Annotated in this window: 13 protein-coding genes; 10 read left to right on the forward strand and 3 right to left on the reverse strand. The window is 39.3% G+C overall.

Annotated elements, in window-relative coordinates:
• Positions 1 to 5: 5 nt before the first annotated feature.
• On the reverse strand, positions 6 to 521 hold the full coding sequence (purE, locus tag MKL33_RS17655; protein WP_002115451.1) for a 5-(carboxyamino)imidazole ribonucleotide mutase: 516 nt from the start codon (positions 519 to 521) through the stop codon (positions 6 to 8).
• Between the two features lie 228 nt (positions 522 to 749).
• On the opposite strand from purE, the gene MKL33_RS17660 reads away from it, so the two are divergent.
• Complete coding sequence (locus MKL33_RS17660; protein ID WP_057106702.1) at positions 750 to 1208, forward strand: hypothetical protein; 459 nt, start codon at positions 750 to 752, stop codon at positions 1206 to 1208.
• A 70-nt stretch (positions 1209 to 1278) separates the two neighbouring features.
• Here the strand turns inward: MKL33_RS17660 and MKL33_RS17665 are convergent, their stop codons facing one another.
• A complete protein-coding gene (locus MKL33_RS17665) occupies positions 1279 to 1641 on the reverse strand; it encodes a DMT family protein (RefSeq protein ID WP_075384089.1) in 363 nt (120 codons plus the stop codon).
• A gap of 240 nt (positions 1642 to 1881) precedes the next feature.
• On the opposite strand from MKL33_RS17665, the gene mpl reads away from it, so the two are divergent.
• Positions 1882 to 3255: a UDP-N-acetylmuramate:L-alanyl-gamma-D-glutamyl-meso-diaminopimelate ligase gene (mpl, locus tag MKL33_RS17670; protein WP_270907448.1), complete on the forward strand. Its 1374-nt coding sequence runs from the start codon at positions 1882 to 1884 to the stop codon at positions 3253 to 3255.
• A gap of 69 nt (positions 3256 to 3324) precedes the next feature.
• Here mpl and MKL33_RS17675 read toward each other — a convergent pair whose 3' ends face one another.
• The gene (locus MKL33_RS17675; RefSeq protein ID WP_046812934.1) at positions 3325 to 4575 is read right to left on the reverse strand and encodes a low temperature requirement protein A; all 1251 of its coding nucleotides are present in this window, start codon (positions 4573 to 4575) and stop codon (positions 3325 to 3327) included.
• Positions 4576 to 4710: 135 nt separating this feature from the next.
• Between MKL33_RS17675 and MKL33_RS17680 the strand changes: the two genes are divergently transcribed.
• The 8 genes from MKL33_RS17680 to MKL33_RS17715 all read left to right on the forward strand — a co-directional run bounded on the left by MKL33_RS17680 (position 4711) and on the right by MKL33_RS17715 (position 12214).
• On the forward strand, positions 4711 to 5307 hold the full coding sequence (locus MKL33_RS17680; protein WP_270907449.1) for an undecaprenyl-diphosphatase: 597 nt from the start codon (positions 4711 to 4713) through the stop codon (positions 5305 to 5307).
• Positions 5308 to 5625: 318 nt separating this feature from the next.
• On the forward strand, positions 5626 to 6582 hold the full coding sequence (locus tag MKL33_RS17685; protein WP_000447689.1) for a TerC family protein: 957 nt from the start codon (positions 5626 to 5628) through the stop codon (positions 6580 to 6582).
• 188 nt (positions 6583 to 6770) lie between these two features.
• The gene (locus tag MKL33_RS17690) at positions 6771 to 7136 is read left to right on the forward strand and encodes a hypothetical protein (protein WP_270907450.1); all 366 of its coding nucleotides are present in this window, start codon (positions 6771 to 6773) and stop codon (positions 7134 to 7136) included.
• A gap of 21 nt (positions 7137 to 7157) precedes the next feature.
• Entirely contained in the window at positions 7158 to 8318 is a 1161-nt protein-coding gene (locus MKL33_RS17695) for a glutathionylspermidine synthase family protein (protein ID WP_270907451.1), read from the forward strand.
• Positions 8319 to 8610: 292 nt separating this feature from the next.
• Positions 8611 to 9666 carry an aromatic ring-hydroxylating oxygenase subunit alpha gene (locus MKL33_RS17700; RefSeq protein WP_270907452.1) on the forward strand — a complete coding sequence of 352 codons (1056 nt, stop codon included), beginning with the start codon at positions 8611 to 8613 and terminating at the stop codon, positions 9664 to 9666.
• A gap of 56 nt (positions 9667 to 9722) precedes the next feature.
• Positions 9723 to 11048: a guanine deaminase gene (gene guaD, locus MKL33_RS17705; RefSeq protein WP_238517632.1), complete on the forward strand. Its 1326-nt coding sequence runs from the start codon at positions 9723 to 9725 to the stop codon at positions 11046 to 11048.
• Between the two features lie 214 nt (positions 11049 to 11262).
• Positions 11263 to 11790 (forward strand): hypoxanthine phosphoribosyltransferase, encoded by a 528-nt coding sequence (gene hpt / locus MKL33_RS17710; protein ID WP_002115408.1) that lies wholly within the window; start codon positions 11263 to 11265, stop codon positions 11788 to 11790.
• Between the two features lie 172 nt (positions 11791 to 11962).
• The gene (locus MKL33_RS17715) at positions 11963 to 12214 is read left to right on the forward strand and encodes a GlsB/YeaQ/YmgE family stress response membrane protein (RefSeq protein ID WP_002115476.1); all 252 of its coding nucleotides are present in this window, start codon (positions 11963 to 11965) and stop codon (positions 12212 to 12214) included.
• The last annotated feature ends 2 nt before the right edge of the window (positions 12215 to 12216 follow it).

Consider the following 12216-nt stretch of genomic DNA (forward strand, 5'->3'; position numbering starts at 1 on the left):
GCCTCTTACACCTGACCCGGAATATTTTTGCTTGCCACTTTATCAGTTTGCGCAGCACGGAAATCAGCAACATTTTTTGCGATTTCAGGACGAGTTAAACCTAAGATTTGTGCAGCCATAATTGCTGCATTCGTCGCACCAGCTGGACCAATCGCCAAAGTACCCACTGCAATACCTGCTGGCATTTGTACGATTGAAAGCAAAGAATCTACACCATTTAAAATTGATGATTTAACTGGCACACCTAAAACAGGTAAATCAGTTTTTGCGGCACACATTCCAGGTAAATGCGCTGCACCGCCTGCACCGGCAATAATCACTTGAATACCGCGATCACGTGCAGTTTCTGCATATTCAAATAAACGATCTGGAGTACGATGAGCAGATACCACTTCCGCTTCAAATGGGACACCAAGCTGTTTAAGCATATTGGCTGTGTTTTCGAGAGTTGCCCAATCAGATTGAGAACCCATAATAATTCCAACGAGAGGTTGAGCGTCTTGTGCTGCGGCCGCATTCATTGCTAATGTTCCAGAGACAAAAGTAAAAGAAGATAAATCTCGACGAGAGCCAAGTTTTAAATGGTTCGGAAGCCCATTATTATAGACTGATTTTTCATCTCACGAAAATTTAACTGACTAGCTCTGCGAATATTTTTAATATCATCAAAAAATGTCATGCTTTAACAGTGACACATTCTCAATTTTTATTAATATAACGCGCTTAATCAAATCAATAAGAGCTTAATAATGAAAAAATTTCTTGGAGTCCTAACACTCACACTTTGCACAACAACGAGTTACGCGGCTTTAGTAAATTTAAACATCGATGAGTTTCAAAAAACCATTAAAACTTTAAATAAAGAAAAAGGTTATAATGGAGAAATCAAAAGTGGAGCATTAACTGGTAAAGTCCAAGAGAAATTTATTGTTACTGGAACATCTGCTACTGATGAGAGAGAACCAGTTCTGATGACTGGTTATTATCTTGGAGCAACTGAAGTAGGAAATTTATATTCAATTACTGAATATCGCATTTACTGTGACGATCAGACCTATGGTTTTGCCATGTCTAATTTTGAGCCTGATGGCGCCTTAAGTTTAACTACAACAGACAGTAATTATGCTTTTGACTATGAAGACCCAACGCCAAGAGATCAGCAATTTTCTAAAATTCTAAAAAAAGCATGTAAGTATTCAGCTAAATAAATAGTTATGTCTACTAACTATGGCTTGTTATTAAATAGAATAAATCATTTAATTCACAAGCCATAGGAGCTTACTGGCTTCTAAATACGAAATAAACACAACCAAATAGGCATAACATCGCCCATAAGTAATCGAGTTTAAAGGGTTGCTTAAACAAGAAAATCATAAAAGGTACAAACACGACCAATGTAACCACTTCCTGAGTGATCTTCATTTCACCGAGTAACCAGCCTTGTGCACTTAGCATACGAGTGGCTGGAATCATAAAACTATATTCAAGTAAGGCAATAATCCAACCGAATAGAATCGCTTGCCAAAGTGGAGCGTGGTGCAAAAATTTAAGATGCCCATACCATGCAAGTGTCATAAAGCAGTTAGAAATAATTAATAGCGTAAAAGCTAAAACCGTTGGGCTCAAAGGCACATCCTTCATCATCACGATGATTTAAGTATTTTAACGATACAAAACATTATAAAAGATAAAACTGTAATTCAGCTTAAATCTAAAAAATAAAGCTGTAGTTTTATTAGGGTCTCAAACACATAGAACAACAACGATTTTTGACTATCTTTTCGAGTTTAGCCTTGCTATCGTTGCTGGCAAATTTATCAATAATGCACACACAGCAATTCATTTTAATGTTGTGTACAAAAGCAGTGGAGAAGGCGAGCAATGCATCTGCATATCTTGGGTATTTGTGGCACTTTTATGGGCTCTTTAGCACTTTTGGCTCGTGATTTAGGACATAAGGTAACTGGTTCCGATTTAAACGTTTACCCACCGATGTCTACCCAGTTAGAAAATGCAGGCATTACACTCATGCAAGGCTATGACCGTAGTGATTTACAGCCTCATCCGGACTTGGTTATTGTCGGCAATGCCATGAAACGTGGTATTGATGCTGTTGAATATATGCTAAACGAAGGCCTGCCATATATTTCTGGTCCACAGTTCCTCGCCGATCATGTTTTACAAGGTAAACATGTACTTGGTGTCGCAGGTACTCACGGGAAAACAACAACTACGACCATGTTAGCTTGGGTACTTGACCAAGCTGGTTTAAATCCGGGCTTTTTAATTGGTGGTGTTCCACTTGGTTTTAGTGAAAGTGCTCGTTTAGGCGGTGGTAAATACTTCTGTGTTGAAGCCGATGAATATGACTCTGCTTTCTTTGATAAACGTTCTAAGTTTGTTCACTATCACCCAAAGACGGCGATTTTAAATAACCTTGAATTTGACCATGCCGATATTTTTGATGACCTAGCAGCGATTCAAAAGCAGTTCCATCATCTTGTGCGTACCATTCCAAGTGAAGGCCGTATTATTGGGCCAATTACTGAAACGCATATTGATGAAGTGCTTGAAATGGGTTGCTGGACACCAGTAATTCGTACAAGTCTAGAAGCAAATGAAAAAGCTGCTCTCTCTGCCGAACTCATTTCAATTGATGGCAGCCATTTTAAAGTCCTCGAGAATGGCAATGTCGTTGGCGAAGTGAAATGGAGCATGACAGGGCAACATAGTGTAGCAAATGCTTTGGCAACCATTGCAGCCGCTCAACATGTAGGTGTTACGCTTGAACAAGCTTGTGAAGCTTTGTCTAATTTTGGCGGTGTGAAACGTCGTATGGAGTTACTCGGTACAGTCAATGGTATTGAGGTTTATGACGACTTCGCTCACCATCCAACAGCAATTGACACAACTTTAGATGGCGCACGCAAACGCTTAGGTGAACGCCGTTTATGGGCCATTATTGAACCACGTTCAAACACGATGCGTATGGGCAGTCACAAAGATGGCTTGGCACATTCAGCACGCTTAGCAGACGAAGTGATCTGGTATCAGCCAGAAGGCTTAGATTGGGATTTACAACCAGTGATTGAAGCTGCTTCTAACCATGCTCAAGTGAGCCGTTCACTTGATGAAATTATTGAGCGTATTGTCAATGAAGCAGGTGAGGGCGATGCCGTTGTGATTATGTCTAATGGTGGCTTTGGTGGCTTACATCAAAAACTCATGAGCGCATTAAAAGCAAAAGCTGCTTAAATTTCGCTTTAGATGATTCAATAAAAAAATGGGTTTCAAATTGAAACCCATTTTTTTTATCAATGACTTTTAAAGCTTTTCTGGCTCTATATTGGCCATAAATTTATTAGAAACCATTAAACGTAAACTATAGACAATGCCCATCGCAAAAACGCTATATCCCACGTTATTACAAATAAACGGAATACATAAAATAATGAGCGCTGTGATTGGATAAAACCATTTCGTGATTCCCGATAAGCATTGGAACTCATAAAGTATCCAAATACAGGTGGTATAAAGCACTACACTCACCGCAACAACTATTCCCATATATAAATCAGAAATATGCGCATGATGAGTTGTAACATCCACGGCAGCAGCAAGCGCAGCACCTACCGCAGCAATACTGACAAAAACAAAATAATGACCGTATCCCCAAACAAATGGGCGCACACCTTTAACATGATGGTGTTGTTCACTACGGTCAAAATAAGCCCACCACATCGCAAACATTAACATCAATCCACCGACCATTAAGAAAATAGCAGGGATATTCATTGACTGAGCGGCTAAAGCATCACGTATGGCATTAAAACTGCCGACAATCGACTCACCCAACACAATAATTGTGAGTAGGGCATAACGTTCTACAATATGATGAGGATGCCACGGCGTTGGCGAATATTTTTCTGCATAGATTGGAACAAATAATTCCACTACAACCAGAAATAAAAATAGAGGTATTGAAAGTACATGAGCAAAGTTAGCGACAAGCCAGCCAATTTGTACTAAGACTATACCTATTGCATAGCGATAAGCCGTAACTCGCCGTTCAGGATCATGTTTTGCTGCTCTGAGCCACTGAGTCACTAAGGCCATGCGCATGATCACATAACCGATAATGATTACATCAAAATCCTGACTACGAAATACATCAGGGATACCCGCTGCCATCACCAATGACCCTACAATCTGTACAAAGGTAAGGCACCGATACAATGCATCATCGTTATCGTAAGCCGAAGCAAACCATGAAAAATTCATCCATGCCCACCACAGCGCAAAAAATACCATCAGGTAGCTTGGTAATGCATGCCAGAGGTGATTTTCAATAATTGCATGATGTAACTGCTGACCCGCTGTTGCAATCGCGACCACAAAAATTAAATCGAACAATAATTCGAGTGGAGTCGCTGCTCTATGCTGCTGATCAGGATCTCTTGGGGATAGGGGCCTCAAGCTTAATTTTTTCTGTTTTTCTTGAGTAGTCATAAAATAACGTTCTCGAATAAAGTGCCAACACGTTAACACTTTAATATTAACACCCAGAACACGCATTAAAAATTATCTAGACCTGCTGTTTAATCTTTACTCACAAACAAACTATATTTCATTTTTGTGACAATTCTTTATCAAGACCTTAAGCTTAATTCTTTATCATAGCTCACGTTTTTGTTCTTGTTTGGAATATGAATGTCTTTAGAAACACTCAACCTTAGCTTATTCCATGTGATTAATGGGGCTCAGGATGCGAGTCAATTTATCATTCGTCTTGCTATCTTTTTTGCTAATGATCTCCTCTATATTCTCTTATTCATCCTTACATTTTTATGGTTTTATGGCGATCAAGATTTAAAAAATAGGGTCATTAAATCTGTCTTTTTAACCTGCGTATCACTTTTAGTCGGTTACGTTATTTCTCTGTTTTACCATCACGCAAGACCGTTTGTCATGGGTGTGGGTACGACTTTTATTGAACATGCACCAACGGCATCTTTTCCAAGTAATCATATGCTGATTTTCAGCACCATTGCTTTATCTTATTTGTTTGCTCAGCGCAAAATAATTGGAAACATCCTTTTATTTTTGTCATTTGTAGTGGCGTGGTCACGTATTTATTTAGGTGTGCATTTCCCTTTAGACATGTTAGGGGCTTTTATAGTCGCACTACTAGTCAATACAGCAGGTTATTACTTCTGGAATGCTTACGGTACAAGTTTGACGGCATTCTGTATTCATATTTATCAGATTATCTGCAAACCACTTTTAGACCGCGGTTTAATTAAATAACCTATAGATCTTTTTTTGCATTCAAACCACGACATTAAGTTCAGTTGCGTAATACAAAAAAATCTGCCATTCTATGTGGACTTGGATATGTTTTATCCAAAACAGAATTTAGTTTGACAAGGGGAGTAGCCTCCTCCAAACATAACAGCAATGTTATGTGTCAGATATCGTCAATACGCTTTTATTAAAAAGTCGGTATCTGAGCATCGTGAAATTCATGATGTAGGCAAGACCTTGATCATGTTGATACAGATGTTTATTCATCTGGCAACTGGTCGAGGTTTTTTTATGCCCAATTGCCGGATGTATGGAGGATTTATGGAAACAATCGGTAATTTATGGCTGTACATAGCATTCTTTGGCATAGTCATTGTGATGCTCCTGATTGACTTTTTAGGCTTTAAGCAAAAGCAAGGTCAGGATGTCTCAATTAAGCAAGCTGCTTACTGGAGTGTAGCGTGGGTAAGCGTCGCAGCTTTATTTGGTGGTGGTTTATGGCTTTACCTACAACAAACAGTTGGGGTGACCTTAGCCAACCAAAAAACAATGGAATACTTTGCGGGTTACTTACTCGAAAAATCCCTCGCAATTGACAATGTTTTCGTCTGGTTAATGATTTTCGCAGCGTTTGCTATTCCAGCTGCACTACAACGTAAAATTTTGCTCTACGGCGTATTAGGTGCCATCGTACTGCGTACCCTCTTTATTTTTATTGGTGCATGGTTCGTTCAAGAGTTTTCTTGGGTACTTTATATCTTCGGTGCGTTCTTGGTATATACAGGCTTTAAGTTCTTAAAAGGCCAAGATGAAGAAACCAATATTGAAGATATCAAGCTCTTAAAATGGTTACGTAACCATATGCGTATTACACCACAGCTTGAAGGTGACAAATTCTTTGTACGTCAAAACGGTTTATTGTGGGCAACGCCGTTATTTCTAGTTTTGATTCTGGTTGAAGCTTCAGACGTGATTTTCGCAGTAGATTCTATTCCTGCTATTTTTGCGGTAACTAGCGACCCGTTTATTGTTTTAACAGCGAACTTAATGGCAATTTTAGGTTTACGCGCAATGTTCTTTTTGCTTGCTGGCGCTGCGACTAAATTGCATTACTTACCATACGGCTTAGGCATCATTTTATTGTTCATTGGTGCGAAAATGTTGTTGCTTGATGTATTCCACATGCCTATCTGGATCTCATTAAGCTTTATCGTCATAGTGTTAGCAATCACTGCTTACCTCTCTTTACGACACAACAAAAAGCAATTGCAGTCTTAATTCATCACAACAAGGCATCTACACGTGAGATGCCTTGTTATCTAAATTTTCAAAATAGACTGTACTTTAAAAAAACAGATTAATATCATATGCCAACTTAAAATTTATCTTTCCTAATCAGAAACATAATAGATAACAGCTATTCGGTATTTTATGCCGAACATACTTATTAAAATGTGTGGAGTCTCATGCGTTCTAAAAAAATTAATCTTGTCGTTGTCCCTCTATTAATCACGGCATGTAGCCATAATGATGGTCCTTTAGTACAAGACGTATATAACAACCAATATGACTGTGCTCGCGACTGGAATAATGAAACATGTAAACAAGAAAATAGCTCCAGTGGACATGGTTCTAGCTATGTTGGTGGTCGCTATTTAGGTCCTGCGTATTATCGAAATAATCGGGAAGTTTCTTTTCGCGGCAATACCTTACATCCTTACAGCAATTTGAGTGTAGGTCACCCCATTATTTCAAGTACGGCGAAAAGCGCATCTTCTTCATCCCCAATTCGTGGTGGTTTTGGCCGTAGCGGTTTTTCTTTCGGCGGCTAAGTCTTTAGGCATTCACTTAATATGAAAAGAAAAATATTTACTCCACGACCAGACTGGCAAGTGGAGCATCAAAATATTGGTTTTGATTATTTTAATTTACCTTCTCTTGATGGCTCAATTTACTGGTCTGAAGGAGTTGCTTATGAGTTTACCCTTAAGCAGATTGAACAACTTGAAGATGCAGCAAATGAACTGCATCAGATGTGTTTAGCAGTAGTAGGAGACCTCATTCAACGCGGGGACTATCCTGCTTGTTTTCAAATTCCTCAAGTCGCTATAAACCATATTGAACATTCATGGAAACAAAATGCCCCTATGCTGTATGGCCGTTTTGATTTCGCTTACGATGGGCGAAATATCAAAATGCTGGAATATAACGCCGACACGCCGACTGGCTTACTCGAAGCCTCTGTCGCGCAGTGGCTGTGGATAGAACAAGTCTCAGGTATTGCAAACCGAGATCAATTCAATAGTATTCATGAAGACCTGATTAAACGCTGGAAAACAATTTTACCGCGTGGTAGCCATGTGCATTTTGCTGCTTGTCAGGAAGCTGGAAGGGAAGACTGGGGTAATTTAGAGTACTTAATGGATACCGCTTATCAAGCTCATCTACAAGTTTCCGAGCTTTCTATGGAGAACATAGGCTGGAACGGGCAAGATTTTGTTGATCTTCATAATCAACCCATTCAAAACATATTTAAGCTCTACCCATGGGAATGGATCTGGGAAGAAGCATTTTCTCAATATATCCACCCACAAACACAGTGGATTGAACCCTGCTGGAAAATGTTACTTTCAAATAAAGCGATTTTGGTTGAGCTTTGGAAGCGTTACCCAAACCATCCATTGTTGATTGAAACCCATACGTATGACCCGCAACAAGCTTTGTCTGGCAAATGGGTGAAAAAGCCGATTTTGGCAAGGGAAGGGGCCAATATTCGAGTTTTACAAGACGGTCATGACCAAGGTACGGCTTCTGGTAGCTTTTATTTTGATGACTATGACAAATACGGTTATGTCGCACAGAAATGGGTAGATACCCCATTATTTTCAGGACAACTACCTACACTCGGTTTATGGATGGTTGGACATCAATGCGCCGGCATGTCTATTCGTGAAGATTGCTATGATATTATTGGTAATGATGCTCACTTTGCAGCACATTATTTTGTCGAGTAATAAATGCCTAGAGGTATTTTAAAAAGCACTTTTTAGGTGCTTTTTTATTGTGCCTTCCATGTAGTCAATCAGTGCATTTTAAATATATAGCGAATAATAATTTTTGGTTTTTAAAGCTAAATTAGAACAAAAATTCAAAAATATAATAACTTAATCTTATGTAATTTAATAATTTTATTCTTATTTCTTTAATTAAAAATCAATATTGGCAAGCTCTTTGCATCTCTTAAAAAGAAAAAAGCCTAGATTTTAAGGGCTCATGAGAGCCCTGATTTTTTTAAGGAGTGATGCCATGAATGCGATTCCAACTTTAACGCCCCTTGCCATGCCGTGTAACAGCAGTTTTGAAGCAAAAGATTGGGAAATTTTATCTACTCACTGGTATCCCGTCGCATGTACTCAAGATGTCTCTACTGCACCTCAACGAGTCACTCTACTAGACGTCAATATGGCGTTATATAAAACAGAAAGTGGAGAAATTCATCTGGTTCGAGACATCTGTCCACACCGTGGGGTGCCTTTAACCAAAGGTTGGGTAGATGGTGAGGAGATTGTGTGTCCTTATCATGGTCTACGCTATAACACCGAAGGGAAATGTACCCAAATACCAGCTCAGCCCGAACTAACTAAAATTTCTGATCGTTTTTCTCTGACCAAATTTCCAGTTATACAAAGATATGGTCTCATTTGGACCAGTATTCATGGTCGTGATATTGCTAAAGCCAATATTCCTATATTAGATACTTGGGACCACGCAGAGCATCAATCAATTTTACCACCTTTCGTCGATATTGGTGGTTCTAGTGGACGTCAACTTGAAGGGTTTATTGATGTCGCTCATTTTGCGTGGGTACATCACAATGCCTTTGCGAATCGCGATAATCCTATCGTCCCTAAATATCACACTGAACGTACCGACTATGGCTTAAAAACGGTCTATATCAGTAATGTCAGTAATTATCCACATGAACTAAAACATCTCGAGCCAGAAGGCTTTTTGTGGAAGCGCACCTTTGATGTGTATCCACCTTTTTCAGCCGTACTCACGGTCGATTTTCCAGAAGGTGGGGTCTTAAAAATTTTGAATGCCTGTTGTCCTATCTCAAGTAATAAAACCCGTTTATTTGTTCCACTCACCCGTAACTTTGACCAAACAGGCGATTTAGAAAAGGTATATGCATTTAATGCCCAAATTTTTGCCGAAGACCAAGATATGGTCGAATCACAAAAGCCAGAAGAACTGCCGCTTGATTTAATGATGGAAGCACATTTTGAAGCAGACCGTTCATCAACAACTTATCGACGGATTTTGGCTGAATGGGGACTAAGTAAACGTTATACCGTTTAAATATTGGCTAACTGGGGTACAATCAATCGAAAAAAGTGAAAATATAAAGGCTTTCCATGTCATTGATCGCAAATACCACCGTTGTGCGTGGTCGTTTTTTAGATATCCAGCAAACCGTCTCTGAGCCAACAGATATTCCAAATCAAGTGCGCTATTTGGAAGATGGTGTATTGGTTAGTGAACATGGAAAAATCAAATGGTTTGGTGCATGGGAAGACGCTCAGACGCATCTACCTGCTGGGGTTGAGATTCAACATTATCCAGAACAATTGATTGTACCCGGCTTTATTGATACCCATATTCACTTCCCGCAAACCGAAATGGTTGGAGCATACGGCGAACAACTTTTAAGCTGGCTCAATACTTATACTTTCCCAACTGAAATTCAATTTCAGGACAAAGCATATGCAAGTGAAATTGCCCAGTTCTTTGTTCAAGAGCTACTTAAACACGGTACAACCACAGCACTGGTTTTCTGTACGGTTCATCCTGAGTCTGTTGATGCCTTATTTGAAGCCGCAGAACACGTTCAGATGCGTTTAATTGCTGGTAAGGTACTCATGGACCGCCATGCACCTGAAGCGCTTTGTGATACGCCAGAAACAGCTTACAGCGACACCAAAGCACTGATTGAGAAATGGCATGGTAAGGGCCGTGCTCTCTATGCGATTACTCCACGTTTTGCACCAACGTCTACACCTGAACAGCTAGAAAGAGCAGGGCAGTTAAAACAAGAATTTCCAGATGTGTATGTCCATACCCATTTAAGTGAAAACAAAGATGAAATCGCTTGGGTGAAATCTTTATTTCCAGAACAAGCAGGCTATTTAGATGTTTATCAACATTATGGCCTGACTGGTAAACGTTCTGTATTTGCTCATTGCGTTCACTTAGAAGATCAAGAATGGCAATGTATGCATGATACACAATCGGCTATCGCATTTTGTCCAACATCAAACCTGTTCTTAGGCAGTGGTTTATTCCCATTGAAAAAAACATGGGAAAAACAAGTGAAAGTGGGCTTGGGTACAGATATCGGTGCTGGTACATCATTTAGTTTACTGCAAACCGTTAACGAGGCTTATAAGGTTCAGCAGTTACAAGGTGATAAACTTTCAGCTTATGAAGCGCTCTATCATGCAACTTTAGGCGGCGCAAAAGCGCTTGATTTGCAAGATCAGTTAGGCAACTTCAATGTCGGTAAAGAAGCAGACTTTGTGGTACTAAATCTTAAGCCAACTGCATTACAGCAACTTCGCCAGTCTAAATCCAAAACTGTTGAAGATTCGCTGTTTGCTTTATTCACTTTAGGTGATGACCGTAATATTGAGGCGACTTATATTTATGGAAAACGTGCTTATCAAAAAGAAACAGCCAAATAAAAAAGGCATTGTTAAGTTTTTGTTATTATTTGGAATATGTGCTCTTGCATTAAAGCGTGATCGACATAATCCGCAAAATGATAAAATTTCACAGCCATCAAAGGGTGCATGAAACATCATTTTGCTTTAAAATTTTACCATTAACTCAGATTTTCGAGGTGTTGCAGGTCAACACCTTTTTTATTTTTTCTTTTATATCTTGTAGGAATCTGCCATGACTGTTGCAATGAGCATCATGATTTCAACCGAAGAAATTCAAGCAAAAGTCAAAGAGCTCGGCGAGCAAATTAACGCTCACTATGCAAATAGTGATAAAGAATTAGTTCTTATTGGACTACTTCGTGGTTCTGTTATTTTCATGGCAGACTTGTGCCGTACAATTACTAAACCGCATGAACTCGACTTCATGACAGTGTCTAGCTACGGCGGCGGTACGACTTCAAGTCGAGATGTCAAAATCTTAAAAGATCTTGACGGTGAAATTCGCGGTAAAGATGTATTGGTTGTTGAAGACATTATCGACTCAGGCAATACCTTAAGCAAAGTCGTTGAAATGTTGCAAACTCGCGAGCCAAATTCAATTCAACTCTGCACATTAGTGAGTAAACCATCTCGCCGTGAAATTGATCTTGAAGTGAAATTTTTAGGTTTTGAAGTTGAAGACAGATTCATTGTGGGTTACGGCTTAGACTACGATCAAAAATATCGCCACTTGCCATTTATTGGTGAAATTGGTTTATAAATTTCAGAGAAATAGCACCGCAAGGTGCTATTTTTTTATATAAAGCCTTAGCTTTGAACAAAAAAGACACAAAAAGTCGCAATCTGCTACAGACAAAATAGACAGCTCTACCGCACGATAGAATATGAAGCAAAATCATTAACTTCATCAAAAAAACAACTGGAGAACAAATATGTGGTCACTTATTGTCGCTATTGTAGTTGGTTTCTTTGCTGGCTTAATCGCTCGTGCTTTGCATCCTGGGGATGATAAAGCAGGTTTCATCGTAACTACCTTGATTGGTATTGCAGGTTCACTTCTAGCTACTTATGGTGGTCGTTTACTTGGACTTTACGGCGAAAACTCAGCTGCAGGCTTTATCGCATCCGTGATTGGTGCCATCGTTATTCTTTTTATCTACAACTTGATTGCACGAAAAAGCTAAAC

It is taken from the genome of Acinetobacter sp. AOR43_HL (genome assembly GCF_027854635.1).
Classification (GTDB): Bacteria; Pseudomonadota; Gammaproteobacteria; order Pseudomonadales; family Moraxellaceae; genus Acinetobacter; species Acinetobacter pittii.

Excerpts from the sequence above, each read along its gene's own strand:
- MKL33_RS17690 (WP_270907450.1), top strand. The coding sequence starts at position 6,771 with ATGCGTTCTAAAAAAATTAATCTTGTCGTTGTCCCTCTATTAATCACG.
- purE (WP_002115451.1), bottom strand. The coding sequence starts at position 521 with ATGAATGCGGCCGCAGCACAAGACGCTCAACCTCTCGTTGGAATTATT.
- MKL33_RS17675 (WP_046812934.1), bottom strand. The coding sequence starts at position 4,575 with ATGCGTGTTCTGGGTGTTAATATTAAAGTGTTAACGTGTTGGCACTTT.
- MKL33_RS17665 (WP_075384089.1), bottom strand. The coding sequence starts at position 1,641 with ATGAAGGATGTGCCTTTGAGCCCAACGGTTTTAGCTTTTACGCTATTA.
- MKL33_RS17660 (WP_057106702.1), top strand. The coding sequence starts at position 750 with ATGAAAAAATTTCTTGGAGTCCTAACACTCACACTTTGCACAACAACG.
- MKL33_RS17715 (WP_002115476.1), top strand. The coding sequence starts at position 11,963 with ATGTGGTCACTTATTGTCGCTATTGTAGTTGGTTTCTTTGCTGGCTTA.
- MKL33_RS17685 (WP_000447689.1), top strand. The coding sequence starts at position 5,626 with ATGGAAACAATCGGTAATTTATGGCTGTACATAGCATTCTTTGGCATA.
- hpt (WP_002115408.1), top strand. The coding sequence starts at position 11,263 with ATGACTGTTGCAATGAGCATCATGATTTCAACCGAAGAAATTCAAGCA.
- MKL33_RS17680 (WP_270907449.1), top strand. The coding sequence starts at position 4,711 with ATGTCTTTAGAAACACTCAACCTTAGCTTATTCCATGTGATTAATGGG.
- guaD (WP_238517632.1), top strand. The coding sequence starts at position 9,723 with ATGTCATTGATCGCAAATACCACCGTTGTGCGTGGTCGTTTTTTAGAT.
- mpl (WP_270907448.1), top strand. The coding sequence starts at position 1,882 with ATGCATCTGCATATCTTGGGTATTTGTGGCACTTTTATGGGCTCTTTA.
- MKL33_RS17700 (WP_270907452.1), top strand. The coding sequence starts at position 8,611 with ATGAATGCGATTCCAACTTTAACGCCCCTTGCCATGCCGTGTAACAGC.
- MKL33_RS17695 (WP_270907451.1), top strand. The coding sequence starts at position 7,158 with ATGAAAAGAAAAATATTTACTCCACGACCAGACTGGCAAGTGGAGCAT.